10 protein-coding genes and 1 pseudogene are annotated in these 19,650 nt (G+C 49.9%); 9 read left to right on the top strand and 2 right to left on the bottom strand.

Annotation, left to right across the window (positions count from 1 at the left end):
• The first annotated feature begins 76 nt into the window (after positions 1-76).
• The 4 genes from MN202_RS00280 to MN202_RS00265 all read left to right on the top strand — a co-directional run bounded on the left by MN202_RS00280 (position 77) and on the right by MN202_RS00265 (position 4,639).
• A complete protein-coding gene (locus MN202_RS00280) occupies positions 77-334 on the top strand; it encodes a hypothetical protein (protein ID WP_335734079.1) in 258 nt (85 codons plus the stop codon).
• 170 nt (positions 335-504) lie between these two features.
• A complete protein-coding gene (locus tag MN202_RS00275; protein ID WP_335734078.1) occupies positions 505-807 on the top strand; it encodes a hypothetical protein in 303 nt (100 codons plus the stop codon).
• A gap of 254 nt (positions 808-1,061) precedes the next feature.
• Positions 1,062-2,114, top strand: coding sequence for a hypothetical protein (locus MN202_RS00270; RefSeq protein WP_335734077.1), 1,053 nt, complete (start codon positions 1,062-1,064; stop codon positions 2,112-2,114).
• 215 nt (positions 2,115-2,329) lie between these two features.
• Positions 2,330-4,639, top strand: a complete 2,310-nt coding sequence (locus tag MN202_RS00265) for a YgiQ family radical SAM protein (protein ID WP_418333705.1) — start codon at positions 2,330-2,332, stop codon at positions 4,637-4,639.
• Positions 4,640-4,741: 102 nt separating this feature from the next.
• Here the strand turns inward: MN202_RS00265 and MN202_RS00260 are convergent.
• Positions 4,742-6,409 (bottom strand): annotated as a pseudogene (locus MN202_RS00260) (PAS domain S-box protein); the annotation flags it as partial.
• 84 nt (positions 6,410-6,493) lie between these two features.
• On the opposite strand from MN202_RS00260, the gene thpR reads away from it, so the two are divergent.
• From thpR to MN202_RS00235, 5 genes are all read left to right on the top strand, one after another.
• The gene (gene thpR, locus MN202_RS00255) at positions 6,494-7,045 is read left to right on the top strand and encodes an RNA 2',3'-cyclic phosphodiesterase (RefSeq protein ID WP_335734075.1); all 552 of its coding nucleotides are present in this window, start codon (positions 6,494-6,496) and stop codon (positions 7,043-7,045) included.
• Positions 7,046-7,172: 127 nt separating this feature from the next.
• Positions 7,173-12,998, top strand: coding sequence for an alpha-2-macroglobulin family protein (locus MN202_RS00250; RefSeq protein WP_335734074.1), 5,826 nt, complete (start codon positions 7,173-7,175; stop codon positions 12,996-12,998).
• Between the two features lie 18 nt (positions 12,999-13,016).
• The gene (gene pbpC, locus MN202_RS00245; protein WP_335734073.1) at positions 13,017-15,338 is read left to right on the top strand and encodes a penicillin-binding protein 1C; all 2,322 of its coding nucleotides are present in this window, start codon (positions 13,017-13,019) and stop codon (positions 15,336-15,338) included.
• A 164-nt stretch (positions 15,339-15,502) separates the two neighbouring features.
• A complete protein-coding gene (locus tag MN202_RS00240) occupies positions 15,503-17,380 on the top strand; it encodes an alpha/beta hydrolase family protein (RefSeq protein ID WP_335734072.1) in 1,878 nt (625 codons plus the stop codon).
• A 153-nt stretch (positions 17,381-17,533) separates the two neighbouring features.
• Positions 17,534-18,907, top strand: a complete 1,374-nt coding sequence (locus tag MN202_RS00235) for an amidohydrolase family protein (RefSeq protein ID WP_335734071.1) — start codon at positions 17,534-17,536, stop codon at positions 18,905-18,907.
• A gap of 83 nt (positions 18,908-18,990) precedes the next feature.
• Here MN202_RS00235 and MN202_RS00230 read toward each other — a convergent pair whose 3' ends face one another.
• On the bottom strand, positions 18,991-19,572 hold the full coding sequence (locus tag MN202_RS00230; RefSeq protein ID WP_335734070.1) for a porin family protein: 582 nt from the start codon (positions 19,570-19,572) through the stop codon (positions 18,991-18,993).
• Positions 19,573-19,650 lie beyond the last annotated feature (78 nt).

Raw genomic sequence — 19,650 nt, 5'->3', positions numbered from 1 at the left:
TTTACAGCAAATATAGCCTTGACCAAGTTTGTTTTTTTGCAGCATTCACCCCATTCAAATTTACTGGAGTATAGAGATGGAAGACTATAACGAAGCTGAAGTAGTTGACACAAAAGCAATTGAAACCTTTGTTAATACTTTAGGAGCTCAGAAAACTGAACTGGTTCTGACTAAAAAAGGGAAAACCGTAGGCGCTATCCTGACAGCAGAACAATACGAGTGGTTTCTTGATCAATTAGACAATAGTGCCGGTGCCAGGCTTGTTGACGAGCGCAGTAAAGATTTAAGCGGCTCTCAAGGGCTAAATGATTTTAAAAAGGATTTAGGCTTATGATTAAGCCCGACGAGAGGAAATTGTTTATCGTAATAAATACAGAGCTGGAAGTACTGAACCTAGACGCTAAGCCAAGAGGCAAAGTTTATAAAAAGTACTTATGCGGCTCATGTATTTACGTCACAAACTGGCTTGATAGGCATGGCTGAAGCATTTAGGGATCAGAAGTAATGGCTAAGCACAAAATAAATGTTAAGTGGAATGATGGCACTCCAACCGATACCGGCGTTTACCTCGTGGCAATCCGGCATATTAGCGGTTTTGGCTCTTATGACTATTTGTACTGGGATGGCAAGCAGTGGTTGGATGATACTACTCCTAACGTAACCGGTTGGGCTGTTGTTACTGAAATACTCAACCAAATTGATGCAGATTGGCCGCAAAGCGATAAAAAAGCCGATCTGGAGTTTGAAGAGTACCGGAAAAATCACGGCGGCAGCGCTAGCGAAAACGATTTTGTCGAGGTTGAATAGCGGAACCGAGGTATTCCAACAGACCGGCATCGGTTGCCATGATGCCAACGTAGGGGCGCATTATTGCGCCCTTAGTTTTTGCAGCAAATAAAGCCTTGACCAAGTTTGATTTTTCAGTACATTTAAATCAGTTGTTTATTAGTGATAAAAAATTGTAGTTAAAAAATTCGCTCGTGCTTGCTGGGGTAACTGCTTTGATTTTGTTTTAACTTTGATGGTGCTTACTTTGCTGCTTAATAATGTAAGGATTATATATGGCATGGAATTTCTGGAAAGCTTACAAGATAGTCAAGCTTGATGCTCAAGTGGAAAAATACAGTAAAACCGAAAATAATGGCAAAACAATCGAGTCAAATCCTTTTGAGTTCAGTTTTTATGATAAATTTACTATTTTAATTACCTTCTTTATAGGGGTGATACTGATTTTTTTTGGTAATGAAGGTGAGGTGTACCTCAAAAAGTACATTGTTGATCAAACGACAATAAAGTACGTATTACTAATTGCTAGAGAGCTTGGTGTAACAGCGGTTGTTGCATCTATAGTAGGTTTTACGATAGAAAAGTTTCTTAAAAAAAGACAATTTGAAGCTAGTGAGCAATTTAGAGAGCAGCTAGGGAAAAATGTCTTATCAGCTGTTTTTAAAAGATTTATCCCAGACACCCTTTACGAAGAAATTAAAGATAGTGTGCTTGAAAGCACGATACTTAAGAAAGATTCAGTAATGACTTATGAAATATCTTTCCCTCAAGATGTCGATCTGAATGACGTTAAGGCAGATTTGCGAAAGGAATTGGTCAAGGTTAAAATAACATCAGAGCATGTTATATCTAATCAAGGATATACAAAACGTAAGTTCAAAGTAAGATATGGCGTATCATGTGATTTGGATAAAATTTTGGCTGATAGAGTAAAAATTGACTATGGTCAAATTGGCGAAATTCCAATGTCTGATAAAGAGCTTTCTGATTTTACGAAGAAGCTAGATGGTAATAGCGGCGTAGGTTTCGAAAAAGAGATTGAGCTTGGCCCTCAGGACGAAATCAAGGTTCTTTTTAGATCTCACACCTTCAGACGTAAAAACGATTCAGAAATCTGGACTACAACTACCCCCGCTGATGGAATGAAGCTAAAGATAATTGCACCGCAGTCAATAGAGATATACGGAAGGGGATTGCACACAAAACCTGTTAAGAAAGAAATTTGTATACACAATGAAAATGCTTTTACTTTTAACATTAATGCCGGCGTGTACCCCCACCAAGGCTTTGCTTTCTGGTGGCGGGAAAATGCTGGACATTCACAATAGTCTAAACTACATTAGTCGATAGTATATATCTAATAGCGAGCAACACAGGAGAAATTTATGAATCACGGTGTATGGGATTAGGTTAAAAAATCTATAAAAACCCGCTTCGGCGGGTTTTTTGTTATTGTCTTAACTCTTGTAGCCAAGCCACCATTCGCCTTTCCCCTTTACACCTTGTATAATACGCGCCCTTGATACACTCTGGTGCTTAATTTATGTCCACTGTTGCTACTACCGTTTCCCGCAAGTCTGCCCCTGTAGCACGCATGGCGCCTGAGCGTGATTTATTCAGCTACCCAAAATACTGGGCCGAGTGCTATGGCACGGCGCCGTTTTTACCTATGTCGCGCGCTGAGATGGATAAACTTGGCTGGGATAGCTGCGATGTGATTTTGGTAGTAGGCGATGCCTATGTTGACCATCCGAGCTTTGGTATGGCGGTAGTAGGGCGCATGCTAGAAGCCCAGGGCTACCGTGTGGGGCTTATTTGCCAGCCGGATTGGCACAGCAAAGACGACTTTATGCGCCTGGGTAAGCCAAACCTGTTTTATGGCGTGTCGGCCGGCAATATGGACTCGATGATTAACCGCTACACCGCTGATAAAAAGCTGCGCCACGACGATGCCTATACACCGGGCGATGTTGGCGGTAAACGGCCAGACCGCGCGGTTACTGTTTATACCCAGCGTTGTAAAGAAGCCTTTAAAGACGTGCCGGTAATTATTGGCGGTATTGAGGCCAGCTTGCGCCGTATCGCGCATTATGATTACTGGTCAGAAAAAGTGCGTCGCTCGGTGATCTTTGATGCCAAGGCCGATATTTTAATTTACGGTAATGCCGAGCGGCCGCTAATCGAAGTGGCGCACCGCATTGCTTCGGGCGTGCCCATCAGCGAAATTCAGGACGTACGCGGCACCGCCGTTATTCGCAAAGAGCCGCTGCCAGGCTGGCGCGGTGTCGATTCGACTGCGCTGGATAAAATCGGCAAAATTGACCCGATATCCAACCCCTATGGCGCCGATGATGTTGGCTGCAGCAGCTATTCGGAATATGCCAAAGCCGGTATTGATCTGAGTAAGCCGGCTGAAGTAGAAGCCAAACCAATCATGATCCAGGCGCCGCGGCAAAAGCCGTGGGAGCAAACCTACGTTAAGCTGCCGGCCTTTGAGCAGGTAAGCGTTAATAAGCCGCTGTATGCCCATGCCTCGCGAATTTTGCACCAGGAAACCAACCCGGGTTGTGCCCGCGCGATAATGCAGCGCCATGGCGACAGGCATATTTGGGTTAACCCGCCGGCATTTCCGCTTTCTACTGAAGAGATGGATTTAGTCTTTGGCCTGCCGTATCAGCGCGTGCCGCACCCGGTATATGGCAAAGAGAAAATTCCGGCTTACGAGATGATTAAAACCTCGGTGAATATTATGCGCGGCTGCTTTGGTGGTTGCTCGTTTTGTTCTATTACCGAGCATGAAGGCCGTATTATTCAAAGCCGCTCGAAAGAGTCGATAATGCAGGAGATCAAGGATATTCGCGACAAAGTGCCCGGTTTTACCGGCGTGATATCCGATCTTGGTGGCCCAACGGCCAATATGTACCGCTTAAACTGCAAAAACCCGAAAGCCGAGCAAACCTGCCGCCGGCCAAGCTGCGTGTATCCGACGATTTGCGAGCATATGGACACCGATCAAAGCCCGACGGTAGAGCTGTACCGCGAAGCGCGCACCTTGCCTGGTATTAAAAAGGTACTGGTAGCGTCCGGCGTGCGTTACGATTTAGCGGTAGAAGACCCGAACTATGTGCGCGAGCTGGTGCAGCACCATGTTGGCGGCTATTTAAAAATTGCGCCGGAGCATACCGAGAACGGCCCTTTGTCGAAGATGATGAAACCGGGCATGGGCGCCTACGACAAGTTTAAAGAAATGTTTGACCGCTTTAGTAAAGAAGCCGGCAAAGAGCAGTTTTTAATTCCGTATTTTATTGCCGCCCACCCGGGTACTACCGATCTGGACATGGTAAACCTGGCGCTATGGCTTAAAGAGCGCGATTTTAAACTGGATCAGGTGCAAAACTTTTACCCCAGCCCGATGGCCAACGCGACCACTATTTACCATACGGAAATGAACTCGCTGAAAAACATCAACAAGGCCAATGACGAAGTCGTCGCCGTGCCCAAAGGCGAGCGTCAGCGCCGTTTGCACAAAGCCATACTACGCTACCATGATCCCAAAGGCTGGCCGCAAATTCGCGAAGCCTTAATAAAGATGGGCTTAAAGCACTTAATTGGCCGCGGCAAAGGCTGTTTAGTGCCGGAAGAGGGCAAAGAAGAGCAGTTTAAAAAGCCATTAAAAGGTGGTAAACCTGCACTTAGCCGCCACACCGGTTTAAACCCGGCAGCCAAAGCCATTGCCAAGCGCAATGGCAACGACAAGCCGGGCAAAAAGCCGTTTAGCAATAACAGCGCGCAGTCTGGTAAAACTGCCGCAACAGGACAAGGCAAGGCGTCAGGAAAAAACCGCAGTAAATAAACTGCGGTATTGCCGTTAGCTTGCTTTACTGTTTAGCGTATTCAATGTGGACGCCAGGTCTTTTAACAGGGTTTGGTTTTGGCTAACTACGCTGTTAATTTCGCTGGCTGAGGTGCCGGCTTTGGCGGCCAGGTTGCGCACTTCATCTGCGACAACCGAAAAGCCACGACCGGCTTCACCGGCGCGGGCGGCTTCTATAGCGGCGTTAAGCGCCAGCAAATTGGTTTGATCGGCAATAGCATTAATGCTGGATACCATCTGATTAATGCTGTCGCCGGATTTTACCAGTTCAATCATCACCTGTTCAGACTGTTTTACCACCAGCAATCGCTCACTGATGTCGGTACCGTACAAAATCACCTTAGTGATAGTGCCGTAAGGGTCTTTTACCGCGCTAAAGGTGGCACCAAACCAGATCTCACGGCCGCTGATATCAAGCATTATTTCTTTACTGATACTGGTACCGTCCATCAACGCTCTGGCTTCGGCATCGGCTAAATATTGCTGCCAGTTTTGCAGGGCGTCGCTAAACAGTGCTGGCGCTATGGCCAGAATTTTTTCCGGGTAGTCATTTAATTGCAGTAACTTGCCGTTTAAATCCCACTCCGCCAACAGAGACGTCTGGCTGATGGTGTTGAGCCGGGTGGCAAAATCGAGTGCCGTGGTTTTTACGGCAGTAATATCAGCCAGAATGGCAATATAACCAAGATGTTGCTGCTGTTTATCATACACCGGGTTACTGGTAACAGATATCCACAGTGCATCGCCGTTTTTACGGTGAATTTCAATTTCATCATAAAAGGCGCGTGGCGCATCCAGCTCGGCCTCAATGCGCTGCCGGGTAGCCGGGTCTGTTTTTGGCCCGACCAGAAACTCTTTGGTGCGATGGCCTTTAACCAGATCGGCGGCGTAACCGGTCATCTTTACAAAGCCATTATTTACGTATTGAATTTCGCGGCCGGCGTTGGTAATTATTACGGCATTGTCGGTTTCGTTGGCCACCATAGACAGCAAGCGGAACTCGGCACGTTGTGCTACTTCGGCGGTGATGTCATTGGCAAACTTAACAATTTTAATGACTTTGCCATCCGGTGTGGTGATGGGGTTGTAAGTGGCGTGGATCCACACTTCCTGACCGCTTTTGGTGACGCGTTTATATTCTGCCGTCTGGTAGGCACCCGAGCGTAAAGTTTGCCAGAATTGCTGGTAGGCCTGGCTTTTGGCTTCGTCAGCCGGCACAAAAATTTTATGATGCTTGCCGCGAACCTCAGCCAGACTGTAACCCATCAACGCCAGAAAATTTTGATTGGCGTCTAAAATGGTGCCATCCAAAGCGAACTCTATTACCGCCTGGGCGCGGTGAATAGCCTGAATTTGTGATTCCAGATTAGCGCGCTGTATTACCTGATTGGTAATGTCGGTAGCAAACTTGATAATGCGCTCTACTTTGCCATTTTTCAGGATCGGTGTATATGACGCCTGGATCCAGACATCAGTGCCGTCTTTAGCTTTGCGTTTAAATTCGGCTGTTTGCGATTTACCGGCACGTAATTGCTGCCAGAATTGCGAATATTCTGCACTTTGTGCTTCAACCGGATCAACGAAAATACGGTGATGCTTGCCGACTACTTCGGTTAAGCTGTATCCCATCGTTCGCAGAAAGTTATCGTTAGCCGTTTGAATAATGCCATCTAACGAAAACTGAATAACCGCCTGCGAGGCATTAATAGCCGTAATGATATTTTCCGCCGATGATTTGAAGCTAAGCATAGTTGTACTCCACCAAGCAGGGCAGGTTTAAAGCTAGTCAGCGATTTGCTTTTTAGCAAATAATTTATTTTAATTCAGGCGTCTATGTCAGGAGGGGCTGCATTGCTGTTGCAATCAAAACGGCTGTTTTTCAGCGTTAAATTCTCACCGCTGCAGCAACAACAATTGCTGCCTTATCAGCGCCAGGCGCTTAACCTGTGCCCTGCTGCGAAAGCGGTAGATAGCGATAATCTGCATCTGACCTTGTTTTTTTTAGGCCAGGTTGATGCGACACAGCAACAGCGGCTGATTAACGCTGCCGGACAAATTAACTTAGCGCCGTTTAGCATCATGCTGGATACCTTAAGCTGTTTTACCAAACCGAAAATTCTCTATCTGGCGCCATCCCAGCTGCCAGATGCGCTGTTGCTGTTACAGCAGCAGGTAGCCGAGTGTTGTAAAGCCGAGGGTTTTAGCGATATCCACGATATATACCGGCCGCATATTACGCTGGCCCGCCAGGCGGTGGCCGATGCCGCACTGGCGCAGCCGGTAACGCCGTTAAATCTGCACATCAGCCAGTTTGCGCTGTATCAGTCGGCGCAACATGACGGCCGTTTGCAGTATCAGCCATTGCATAACTTTATGCTTATATAACAGCTATTTAATCGCAAGGGGTTAAGACGTTTAGCGTTAACTGCTATAGTTCATCAGTGATTAATTTTCAGCGCCTATACTCGGCAACACTACCCATTTTACGCGATTTCATTAACAAGGATTGGTTATGCCTGCCTCTGCCTCATGGTTTAGCAAAATTTTCGGCTCGCTTAGCTGGGTCGCCCCAGCCTGGCTGCAACAGGTAAAGCAACAGGCAAGGCAGCGGCCACTGCGGTTTTTCGCCACTGTGGCAACTGTGCTGGCGCTGGGTGCGGCTGCGGTAGCGGCTTATCAGTATTACCAGCAGTTGCCCAAACCGCTGCAGGTTAAGGCGCAGGTTATAGCACCGCCGCTTGGCCACTATCAGGACGATATCGAACAGCCCACACCGTTAATCTTGCAATTTAGCTATGACATCAGCAACCAGACCGGGCGTATTGCGCCAGTACCACAGCTGTCGGCGGCGCGGCTGGATTTAATTGGCGAAGTGCTAACGGAAGGGGCCAGCATTACCCCGGCAATTGCTGGTAAATGGTTGTGGCAGGACGATAACACACTGAGCTTTACCCCCGAGCAGGCCTGGCCTGCCGGCAGCAGTTATCAGCTGAAACTGGAAAAACAGCTGTTTGCCGCATCCACCGTACTCAGTAGCGACAGTTACCGTTTTAGTACGGCAGAGCTTAGTGCCGGCGTCGAGCGGTTGCGGTTTTATCAGCACCCAACCGAGCAGGCAACGCGTCAGATTGTGGCAACGCTGCGTTTTAGCCACCCGGTGCAGCTGCAAAGTGTCGAGCAGCAGCTATCGTTAACCATGCGCGACAATGGTGCTGATATTAACAGCAAAGGTAAGGCGCTGGCATTTAGCCTGAGCGCAGATGCCAGCGGTCGTGAAGTTTATGTCAGTTCGGCAGCAATAACGCTGCCAGCGCAGGAGCAGTATCTGACACTGACACTGCAAAAGGGCGTTCAGGCCAGCACTGGCAAGGGGATAACCCAAAACGCGGTTAGTGATCAGCTGTTGGTACCGGATAAAAGCAGCTTTTTAAAAGTACAACGGCTAAGCACGGAGATTGTCTACACGCCAGAGCAACAACCCGGGCAAATGCTGCTGCTGGAATTTACGGATCGTATTAGCCGTACCGAATTACAACAAAAGCTTAAGTTGTATGTATTGCCAAAACACCCGCGGCGCAAGTCCTATTACTGGGCGCCAGGTGAGGTGACGGCGGCAGTATTGCAACAGGCCAGTTTATTGCCGGTCGAGCTGATGCCAACCGCTGCTGAGCAAGATAGCGCCTTTAGCCTGAAACTGGATTTACTGCCCGGCCAAAGCGTATTTGTTAGCGTGCCCAAGGGCTTGCAGTCGGGCAGTGATTTTAGCCTGGCCAGTGAATATCGCAGCGTGGTGCAGGCACCAGAGTATCCGAAGCAGGCCAGGCTGGTTGGTGATGGCGCCTTACTTAGCCTGAGCGGCGATAAAACCCTGCAGCTGCTTACCCGCGGCGTAACAGGCGTAAAGGTTACGCTGCATAAGTTACTGCCGCAGCATTTAAACCATTTTATCAGCCAGACCGGTGGCGATGTCAGCCAGCCGTATTTTTACAACTACCAGTTTGATGAATCTAATATCAGTACTGTGCATCAGCAAACCTTTAATCTGGCGCAACAGCATCCAAAACAGGCCAGCTATCTGGCGTTGCCGTTAACCCCTTATCTTGAACAGGCAGGAATGGGGGTGTTTTTTGTCAAAATAACTGAATATGACGCCCGCTACCCAAACCGTGACGGTGCCGAGTTGGACAAACGCGTCGTGTTGGTCACCGATTTAGGTTTGCTGGTGAAGCATCAGGCCGACAGCAGCCAGCAGGTATTTGTGATGTCGGTAGCCAGCGGCAAGCCGGTAGCCGGGGCTAAAGTGGAGCTGCTGGGTAAAAACGGCCAGGCCATTATGTCTGCCGTCAGCAATGCTCAGGGCCATGTTAGCCTGGGATCTACCAGCGGCTTTGAGCGCGAGCGCCAGCCGGTGGTGTATCTGGTTAGCCGCCTGCGTGACGGCGTGACCGATAGCAGTTTTATTCCGTACGACAGATACAGCCGTCAACTGGACTTTTCTAAATTTGATACCGGGGGCCGCTATCAGGATCAACACAGCGATAAAGCCCTGACAGCCTATATGTTTAGCGACCGTGGCATTTATCGCCCCGGTGAGCAGGTGCAACTGGCGGCTATTATCCGCAATAGTGATTTATCGCTGGCCGGGCCGGATCTGCCGCTGAAAATTCAGCTGAGAAGCCCGCGCGGCAATATGTTTTGGCAGCAAAATTTCAATCTGGCCGGCAGAGGCTTGCACAGTTTTAGCCTGGATACCGCAGCACACAGCGAAACCGGCAATTACCATGCTTCGGTAAGCCTGCTTGATAGCAAGGGCAATACTACAAGGCATCTGGGCTCTGTCAGCTTTGTACTGGAAGAGTTTTTGCCGGATACATTAAAAATACAAAGCCGCTTTAACCAAAGCGCCAAAGGCTGGCTGGCACCGGCAGATCTGGCGGCACAGATCCAGCTGGATAATCTGTTTGGCACGCCGGCACAACAACGGCGGATCAGCGCCTCGCTGGAATTAATTCCGGCCAATTTCAGTTTTCAGCAGTATGCTGATTATCATTTTATCGCGCCGCAGCAGGATGAGCAGTCGCGCAGCCGGGTGCGGCTGAGCCTGGATGAGCAACAAACCGATGCCGACGGCAAAGCCAGTTTTGCACTGCCATTAGCGCAGTACAGTGGCGGTACTTATCGTCTGGTGGTTAATAGTGAAGGTTTTGACAGCAGTGGCGGGCGCAGTGTTAAAGCCGTCAGTACCGCCTGGTTGTCGCCGTTACCGGTGCTGGTGGCGGTAAAAGCTGATGGTGAATTGCGTTACCTGAAACGGCAACAAACACGTAAGCTGAAATTTATTGCGGTAAATAATAGCCTGAGCCAGGTTGAGCTTAATGATATCAGCGTGAAATTAATAGAAAAACGTCCGCTGTCGTCGTTGGTTAAACAGCCAGACGGCACCTTTGCCTACCAGAGCATAGTGCAGGATATTGAACTTAGCAGCAGTGCTTTTGCTATCGACGCTAACGGTAGTAACTACACCTTGCCTACCGACAGCGCCGGCGATTTTGAATTGCAGTTGCAGCAGGACGGGCAGGTATTGGGCAGCCTGGCGTTTAGCGTGGTAGCTGAGGGCAATACCGCTGCCATGCTGGAACAAAACGCGGCGCTAAGCGTTAAACTGGATAAAACCGACTATAAAGCCGGTGACTGGATAGAGCTGAATATTACCGCGCCTTATACCGGTAGCGGCTTAATTAGTATTGAAACCGATAAAGTGCATAACTTTAGCTGGTTTAGCAGTGACACTACCAGCAGCATTGCACGTATTCAGGTGCCTTCAGAGCTGGAAGGCAATGCCTATGTTAATGTTGCCTTTGTCCGTGCCAGTGACTCCGACGCCTTGTTTGTCAGCCCGCTTAGCTATGCGGTGGTGCCGTTTAATATCGATCGCAGTGCCCGCACTGTAGCTATTACGCTAACCGCGCCAGAGGAAGTCAGGCCGGGTAAAGCCTTTACGCTGGGCTATCGCACCGACAAACCGGCCGATTTATTGATATATGGCGTAGACGAAGGCATTTTACAGGTGGCGGGCTACCAGCTACCCGATCCGTTAGGCCATTATCTGCAGAAGAAGGCACTGCAAGTGCGCAGTTTACAAATGCTGGATCTGATCTTACCCGAGTTTAGCGCCTTGCAACGCCAACTGGCCGGTGTTGGGGGGGATGTCGAGCGAATGGCACTGGCTGAAGCGCGGATGATGATGGATAAAAACCTTAACCCCTTTGCCCGCCGTGCCGAGCAACCTGGCGTGTTTTGGCTGGGCATGGTAAAAGCCAGCAGCCAGCCGGGCAGTGCTCAGGTAACGCTGCCGGCAAGTTTTAGCGGTAATATTAAGCTGATGGCCGTCGCGGTGGCCGACAATGCCTTGGCAGCCAGCAGCCGTGATGTGCGCGTGCGCGGCCCCTTTGTGTTAACACCTGAAGTGTTGCAAAGCGCGGCACCGGGTGATGAGTTTGATGTCAGCATCAGTGTTGCCAACGGTATTAAGGGCTCGGGTAAGGATGCGCCGATACAGGTAAGTGTGCAGTTGCCAGCGGCGTTAAGCCTGGTAGGCGAAGGTACGGTGCAGCTTAATATTAGTGAGGGCAGTGAACAAAGTGCCCGCTTCAGGGTAAAAGCCGGCGCGGCACCAGGTGAAGCCAGCATAGGTTTTACCGCGCAGTACAGCAGCGACGCGGTAACGGAACAGGCGGTGCGCGAGGCCAGTTTAAGTATACGCCCGGCAACGCCTTATTTATCCAGCCTTAATGCCGGTTACAGCAAAAATGGCAACGCCGAAGTGGCAACCCGCTATCCGCTGCATGCCGAGTTTGCCCAGCTAGCCGTAGCGGCCTCAGCCAGCCCGCTGGTGCTGGTAGAAGGCTTTACCGATTATCTGGCACGGTATCCACATGGCTGTACTGAGCAGGTGGTGTCGCAGGTATTCCCCTGGCTGGGTTTAGTGCAACAACCTTCCTATCAGGCACGCTGGCCTGAACTGAATGACAAATTTGCTGTGCTGATTGAAAAGCTGGCCGAGCGTCAGCAAAGTGACGGCGGCTTTAGCTTCTGGCCCGGCGGTTACAGCAGTGCCGATATACCAAGTATTTATGCCATGCACTTTTTACTGGCTGCCCGCGAGCAGGGCCTGGCTGTACCGGATTATCTGTACCAGCAGGGGCTTGAGTATCTGCGCCGTGCCGCACGCCAGGGCGGTGCTAATTTGTATCATGCTCGCGCCCGCGCTACGGCCATTTATTTGCTGACGCGCAGTGGTGAAGTAACCAGCAATTATTTAACCGAGCTGCACGAAAGGCTGGAAAAACAGCATCAGCAAGCCTGGCAAAGCGATATTACTGCCAGCTACATGGCCGCCAGCTATCAGCTGTTGCAAAAGCCTGAACTGGCGCGGGCTTTAGTAAGCAACTACCGGCTGGGCAAAGCTTCGGCGCTGCAAACGGCTTATCTGGCCCGCTCTGGTATCACGCTGGCGGCGTACGCCAACCCGGCGTTTCAATCGCAGCTAAGCCAGGATGCACAATATGTATATTTGCTGGCCAGCCATTTTGCTGATGAAGCGCGCAAACTGGATCAGCAAGATCTGCTGCGTTTACTGCAGCCGGTATTTGATAAACAGTACAACACCTATGCCACTGCCTACACCGTGCTGGCGTTGGCGGCTTATGATCAGTTGTTTAGTGACGAAGAGCTTAAAGCGCCGCTGTTTTATCAACAACATACCGATGGCAGTAAAACCGCATTGGCAGGCGCAGATAATCAAACTGCGCAACCCAAGCGCGCTTTTAGTGTACTGGCAGAGAAAATAGTGCTGCAAAGTGAGCAACCGCTGTTTTATGCCCTCAGTGAAGCCGGCTTTGCTGTTAAAGCGCCAACAGAAGCTGTCGCACAGCAGCTGGAAGTGACGCGGGATTATCTGAATAGCGAAGGTAAACTGGTAACGCAAGCGCAACAAGGCGATGAACTCACGGTGCGCCTGCGCCTGCGTAGCCTGAGCACCAGCTGGCATAACAATGTGGCGGTGGTGGACTTACTGCCGGCAGGCTTTAGTGTGATCCGCAGCTCAGTGCCGCGCGAGCGCCAGGGCTGGCGCGCCGACTATGTTGATATCCGTGAAGATCGGTTAGTGTATTACGCCAGTTTTGGCCCGAAAATGACCGAGCTGCGTTATCAGGTTAAGGTGACTGCCGCCGGTGATTTTATTCTGCCGGTGGTACAGGCCGAGTCGATGTACGATAACAGTGTGCGCGCCAGTACTGCCGCTGGCCGCTTTGTCGTGCAGGCGCAGGCCAATTAATGCAGCTAAGTGCAGATCATGCCGTTAACTAAAGTGCGGCGCTGGCTGGGCAGGCTGCTGCTGGTGCCGCTGGCAGCTTTGCTGTTAGCTGTGCTGCTATTGGTATGCAGCCGCAAACCGTCGCTGTATCCGCATTATGCTGAGGCCAGTGCCTATTTTGCCGCCGACGGCAGCCTGCTTAGCCTGCGTCTGGCGGCGGATCAGCGTTACCGGCTAAAGCTACCGCTAAGCGATATAGCACCGGAGCTTATTCAGGCTACATTGTGGTATGAAGACAGGCGTTTTTACCAACATATTGGCGTAGACTTGCAAGCCGTAGCGCGGGCCTTCTGGCAAAGTGTGCTTAAAAATGGCCGGCGTCAGGGCGCATCCACCTTAACCATGCAACTGGCGCGGCTGCGTTTTGGCTTGAACAGCAGCAGCTTTAGCGGCAAGTTACAGCAGTTAGCCTATGCGCTGTATCTGGAGTGGCATTACGACAAAGATGAACTGCTTGAGGCCTACTTTAACTATGCGCCCTATGGCGGCAACATTGAAGGCGTGGCCGCCGCCAGCCTGATTTATTTTGGTAAACAAGCCAAAGCGCTAACCCAGGCGGAAGCCTTAGCACTGACCTTGATCCCACAAAACCCAAACCAACGCAGCCCGCTAAGCCAACAAGGCCGGCAACAACTGGAATTAGCCCGGCAGCGGCTAACGGCACAGTGGCTGGCGCAGCATCCCACCGCGCGTGAGGCGCTGCTTACGCTGCCGCTGCAGTATAAAAGCCGTACCGACTTACCGTATAAAGTGCCGCATTTACTCAACCATCTGCAAGGTGAAGGGCAGCGCGGCGGGCGCTTTTATACCAGCATTGACGCCGCTTTACAGCAACGTATTGAGCAACAGCTAAGCCGTTATCTGGGCCGCCATCGTGACAAAGGCCTGGTTAATGCCAGTGTATTACTGGTGAAACGTAGTAGCCTGCAGATAACGGCGTATCTGGGCTCAGCTGATTTTAATAACGCTGATATTGCTGGCCAGGTAGACGGTGTTAGCGCGCTGCGCTCGCCCGGTTCGGCTTTAAAGCCTTTTGTTTATGCTTTGGCGATGCAGCAGGGGCATATTCATCCGCAAAGTCTGTTAAGTGATTTACCCCGGCGTTATGGCAGTTTTAATCCGGAAAACTTTGACCGGCAGTTTGTCGGGCCGCTAAGTGCTACTGAGGCATTAATTAACAGCCGTAATGTGCCGGCGGTGCAATTGCAGGCCAAGCTGTCAGAGCCGGATTTTTATCACTGGCTAAAACAGGCGCAGGTACCGTTGCCGCAAGCTGCTGACCATTACGGCCTGGCACTGGTATTGGGCGGTATGGAAATTAGCATGCAGCAATTAGTGCAGCTGTATGCCATGTTAGGTAACGGCGGTAACTGGCAACCGCTGCAATGGCAGGCAGAGGCGGCTACCCAGCCGGTGCAACCCTTACTTACCGCCGAAGCGGCATTTTTAACGCTGGATATGCTGCGCCAACACCCAAGACCGCAGCCGGGCCTTATCAGTCAACTCAGCCCTGGCCGGCCGGTGGCCTGGAAAACCGGTACCTCTTACGCCTTTCGTGATGCCTGGGCAATAGGCCTGAGCGGTGATTATGTGCTGGCGGTATGGCTGGGTAATTTTGACGGCAGTGCCAATGCTAATTTAGTTGGCCGTACCGCAGCCGGGCCCTTATTGTTTGAGCTGTTTTCATTATTACAGCCAGACTTGCAGGCAGAGCAACAGCTGTTTACGCCCGCTGCAGCCCTTAATGTTAAACAGGTACTACTGTGTAGCCGCAGCGGTGACTTGCCGAACAAACACTGTCCGCAAAGCCGTCCCGGCTGGTTTATACCCGGCGTGTCGCCAGTCAGGTTGTCTGAGGTGCATCGCGCTGTGCCGGTGTACGTCGATTCCGGTCTGCGCGCCTGTCAGCATACGCCACCGCAAACCGAACTAAAGGTGTTTGAATTCTGGCCATCAGATATTCAGCAGGCCTTTAGCCGGGCCGGCATTATGCTGCAGCAGGTACCGGCTATGGCCGCTGGCTGCTTGCAATCTGGTCAGGGCCAGCCACCCGTTATCCGTCTGCCGCAACCCGGGTTGCAATATCAGTTAGATAAACAACAAAACAGTTTGCCGCTGCTGGCAACCCTGGATGGAGCGGCCAAAACTGCCTACTGGTTTGTCGATAACCGCTTTATTGGTGCCGCCCGTCCGGATGAGCCGCTGCTATGGCAAGCGCAGGCCGGCCAGTTTCATATCAAGGTAGTGGATGACCTGGGTAATGCAGCCGATGTTGTTACCGCAGTAACAACTGTAAATTAGAGTATTGTTACATTTCCTTGTTGTCACAATTTAATCAATTTGTTAACTTTGGTTTCCGCTTTGGGGTTTACTAAGGGAATACCATGCAAAATGCTATAAGGATTATGTTGTTATGCGCTGTTTTTATCATACAGTGGCCGGCTGTTGCAGCTAATGATGCTGATATGGTGGCGTTGCTCAGCCAGAATCCAACCTATACCAATGTACAAATTTCACCGGATGGCCGCTTTATTTCGGCAGTGGTAAATATTAATAACAAAACTGCATTGGGCATTATTGAACGTAAAAATTTTAAAATGGTTAATGCTATCCGCTTTCCCGGCCGTGAAGAAATTGGCGGCTATTTCTGGGCCAACAACGAGCGCTTAGTGATAAAAATGGCCGAGATCATGCCATGGAAACAAGAGCCGTCATATTATGGTGAGCTATTTGCAATAAACTGGGATAGCTCTAAAGCCAGCCTGATTTACGGTTATCGTGCCGGTGAGATGCAAACCGGCTCGCACATTAAAAAGAAAGAAGCGACAAAAGGCTGGGCTGAAATTGTCAGTGTGATGCCGGATAACGAAGAGCAGATTTTAATTTCCAGCACGCCCTGGAGCGAAGGTGGTGACCGTTTAGCTGAGCTGATGTTGCTGGATATTTACACTGGCAAAATGCGTAAAGTCGGCCATTCGCCGGTGCCTTACGCTGATTTTATCGCCGATCAGGACGGTGCACTGAAACTGGCGGTAGGTGTCGATAAAGGCGACAATACTTTGGTATATCGTTTTAACGACAAAGTTAAAGATTGGGAGCAGGTACCAGCATCGAACTTTGGTGAACGGTTTTCTGCCATTGGCCTGGATGAAAGCGGGGACTCTGTTTATGTTCTGGATGACTATGGTCAGGATAAAACCGGCTTATTTAAACTAAAGCTGGCTGATTTTAGTTACAAAGAAATTTTTACCGATAAAAACGTCGATATTGCGCATTTTGAACACACTAAAAATGATAACCGTATCTTTGCGTTAAAGCTTGACGATGGTCTGCCAACCTATGTGTTGCTGTCGGATAAATATGCTGAAGCGCAGGTATTTAAAGACTTGCTGGCCACTTTTCCCGGCAATGCACTTACCATTACCAGTAAAACCAGCAATGAACAGTTTTGGGTCGTCGCCATATACTCAGATATTAATGCCGGCAGTTATTTTTTATTCGATAAAAAAAATAGCAGTATGACAAAGCTATTCGATAGGATGCCGGCATTGGCTAAAGCCAAGTTGGCAACCACAGAAGCCATTGCGTTTAAATCCTTCGATGACACTCAAATTCACGGCTATTTTACTGCCGGCAAGGGTAATAGTGCTAATAAACCACTGATTGTAAATGTGCATGGCGGGCCGCATTTTGTCCGTGATAGCTGGGGCTTTGATCGCGAAGTACAGTTGCTGGCGACAGCAGGTTATTCGGTATTGCAGTTAAATTATCGTGGTTCTTGGGGCTATGGACTGAAACATCAGGAAGCAGGGTATTTACAATGGGGCGATGCGATACAACAGGATATTATTGCCGGTACCCGCTGGGCTATCGATAGTGGTAAAGCTAAGGCCGGCAATGTGTGCATTATGGGCGGCAGCTTTGGTGGCTATTCGGCAGTGCAATCGGCTGTGCTGGCGCCGGATTTGTATAAATGTGCTGTGGCAGTGGCCGGTATCTATGATTTAACCTTGATGAAAGAGGAAGGCGATATACCCACACGGACCTTTGGTGTCGCTTATCTTGATAATGTGCTTGGTAAAGATGACGCGGTTATTCAGCATATTTCGCCGGTAAATCATGTAGAAAAATTGCAGGCCGCACTTTTTATTGCCCATGGCAAAAAAGATAAACGTGCGCCGCTGGAGCATGCCACCCGTTTAAAAGCCGCGCTGGATAAAGCCGGTAAACAATATCAGTGGCTGGAGTTTGATGATGAAACCCATGGTTTTTACTCGCCGGAAAACCGCAGTGTGTACTATAAGCAACTGCTGGATTTTGTTGGCCAGCATTTAACGCTGTAGCAATATTTAACACTTAAGTGAATGCTGTAAGCCCGTTGTTATAACGGGCTTTTTTATTGCCAGTTTGCCGGCTATTTGCGTTAAAGCCCATTGTGCTCAGGTTGAATCAGCGTTAGGTTAAATTTTAACCTGGCGTGAAGAGGCGATATAACAATGAAAAAACCACTACTGCTTAGCTTATTAAGCTGTGTGCTGTGGGGCGCAGGGCTGGTACAGGCCGACACCACGGCTTTGGTTGGCGGCCGGCTGATTGACGGTTATGGCCACCAACCGCTGGCAAATAGCGTTATTTTGGTGCGTGATGGCATGATAGAGCAGGTTGGCACAGTCGCCACGCTACCGGTGCCGGATGGTTATAAGGTGGTGTCTACCGAAGGCATGGATGTATTACCCGGCTTGTGGGAAAACCACGCTCACCTGATGCTAAATGGTCATGCCAATTATGTGCATTGGGATAAAGCCTACATTAACCGGCTGTCGGATGAAATTATGCCAGCCAGTGCCGTGCAGTTATTGTTAGCCGGTATTACCAGCGCCCGCGATCTGGGCGCGCCGCTGGCCGATTCTATCAGTGTGAAACAGCGTATTGAAAAGGGGGAGATCCCCGGTCCGCGCTTATTTGTTTCCGGCCCGTTTTTACAGCATAAAGCTTACCCCGGCACCGAGGCGTTTCGCTGGAGCATTAAGGGGGTGAAAGACGCGCAGCAAAAGGTCGATAAACTGGCCGCAGCCGGCGTGGATATTGTAAAGCTTATCGATCAGGACAAAATGACGCTGGAAGAGGCGCAGGCCATAGTAACCCAGGCGCATAAGCACGGTCTTAAGGTTGTTGCCCATGCGCACCGGCCGGATGAAATTCGCCGTGGCCTGAGTATTGGTGTCGATAACTTTGAACATACCGGCCTGACCACGGCACCGGCCTTTCCTGATGATGTCATGAACTTGCTTAAAGAGCGCACCGCTACCGGCCGGGTTGCCGGCGGCCCCCTGTTCTGGACGCCAACAGTAGAAGGTTTGTGGAACTATGATTTAACGGTGGCTAACCCCGAGCATCTGGACGCCGATTGCTGGCAGCGTGGCTTAAAGCCTGACACCATCGCCGACATTAAACAGTCGCTGAAGCAGCCGGGTAAGCTGGCTTATATGCAACTGACGCCACTGCGCAAACCAACCCTTAAGCACAAAATTGCCCAGCTGCGTGAAGCCGGAGTAGTGTTTTTGGTGGGTACTGACAGTGGTATTCCCACTAAATTTCATTGCCAAAGCACCTGGAACGAGCTGGCGGTATGGGTAGATGTAATGGGGATATCAGCAATGGATACCATTCGTGCTGCCACCTACTGGCCGGCTGTGATGATGGGCGTGTCTGACAAGCTGGGCACGGTAAGCGAAGGCAAATATGCCGACATTATTGCAGTGAAAGGGGATGTTCTGCGGTATATCAATAAACTGTCGGATGTAAAGCTGGTAATGAAGGGCGGAGTAATTTACAAACAAAATGGCGTAGTACAGACGGACCAACTGTAACAGTATTGTTGTTTAACAGTATGTCGTTTGCCGGCTTACTCCGGCAATTGCCATACTGTTAAACTGATTACAGTGACAGTGGTTTAGAACTGATAATGCAATCCAAGGCTGAATACTGACAGCTCAGTATCAATATCGTAGAAGTAGCTGGAGTCTGCATCCAATTCTGCACTGATATATTCATATGCCAGACGGATGTTCAGGTGTTTAGTGACGGCGAAGCGACTACCCAGCCCATAGCTGTAACCTAAGCCACTGTAGTCGGCTTCATCACCCCAATCCCAATCTCCCCTATCTTCAGCATAATAGTTGTCGACAACTGCGACACTGGCCAGGCCTGCCTTGGCAAACAAGGTGATAGTGTCGTTCAGGTTGTAGCTGAATTTAGGCCCTACAATAATAGCTGCGGCTGTGAGATCCGAGTTGTTATCGCCTAAGTCTGTGGCGGCGTTGACGCTGGCTTCAATACCAAACCAGTTGCTGAAGTTATAGCCGCCATAAAGAGTAAAACCGGTTGCTGACAGGTCTTCGTTGACATACTTAATGTCCAAGTCGAAATTACTGACACCGCCACCGATAAAAAAGCCGGTATGTTCGGTATCAGCAAGAGCCGGCATGGCACACAACGCCGCAACTACTGACAATGCACCTAAAACGTTTTTCATGTTATCCCTTAATACATTATTGAAATGCGCGCATACTAGCGGTTGTCGGATCTTTTAGCAACACGGTGATAACAGCAG

The organism is Rheinheimera muenzenbergensis (assembly GCF_036984005.1).
In the GTDB taxonomy this organism is placed as follows: Bacteria; Pseudomonadota; Gammaproteobacteria; order Enterobacterales; family Alteromonadaceae; genus Alishewanella; species Alishewanella muenzenbergensis.
Note: the sequence above shows the minus strand (reverse complement) of the source record. Positions and strands in the feature narration are given on the sequence as shown.

What these genes read in the sequence shown, in the direction of transcription:
- MN202_RS00280 (WP_335734079.1), top strand. Translation starts at nt 77, where the DNA reads ATGGAAGACTATAACGAAGCTGAAGTAGTTGACACAAAAGCAATTGAA.
- MN202_RS00275 (WP_335734078.1), top strand. Translation starts at nt 505, where the DNA reads ATGGCTAAGCACAAAATAAATGTTAAGTGGAATGATGGCACTCCAACC.
- MN202_RS00270 (WP_335734077.1), top strand. Translation starts at nt 1,062, where the DNA reads ATGGCATGGAATTTCTGGAAAGCTTACAAGATAGTCAAGCTTGATGCT.
- MN202_RS00265 (WP_418333705.1), top strand. Translation starts at nt 2,330, where the DNA reads ATGTCCACTGTTGCTACTACCGTTTCCCGCAAGTCTGCCCCTGTAGCA.
- thpR (WP_335734075.1), top strand. Translation starts at nt 6,494, where the DNA reads ATGTCAGGAGGGGCTGCATTGCTGTTGCAATCAAAACGGCTGTTTTTC.
- MN202_RS00250 (WP_335734074.1), top strand. Translation starts at nt 7,173, where the DNA reads ATGCCTGCCTCTGCCTCATGGTTTAGCAAAATTTTCGGCTCGCTTAGC.
- pbpC (WP_335734073.1), top strand. Translation starts at nt 13,017, where the DNA reads ATGCCGTTAACTAAAGTGCGGCGCTGGCTGGGCAGGCTGCTGCTGGTG.
- MN202_RS00240 (WP_335734072.1), top strand. Translation starts at nt 15,503, where the DNA reads ATGGTGGCGTTGCTCAGCCAGAATCCAACCTATACCAATGTACAAATT.
- MN202_RS00235 (WP_335734071.1), top strand. Translation starts at nt 17,534, where the DNA reads ATGAAAAAACCACTACTGCTTAGCTTATTAAGCTGTGTGCTGTGGGGC.
- MN202_RS00230 (WP_335734070.1), bottom strand. Translation starts at nt 19,572, where the DNA reads ATGAAAAACGTTTTAGGTGCATTGTCAGTAGTTGCGGCGTTGTGTGCC.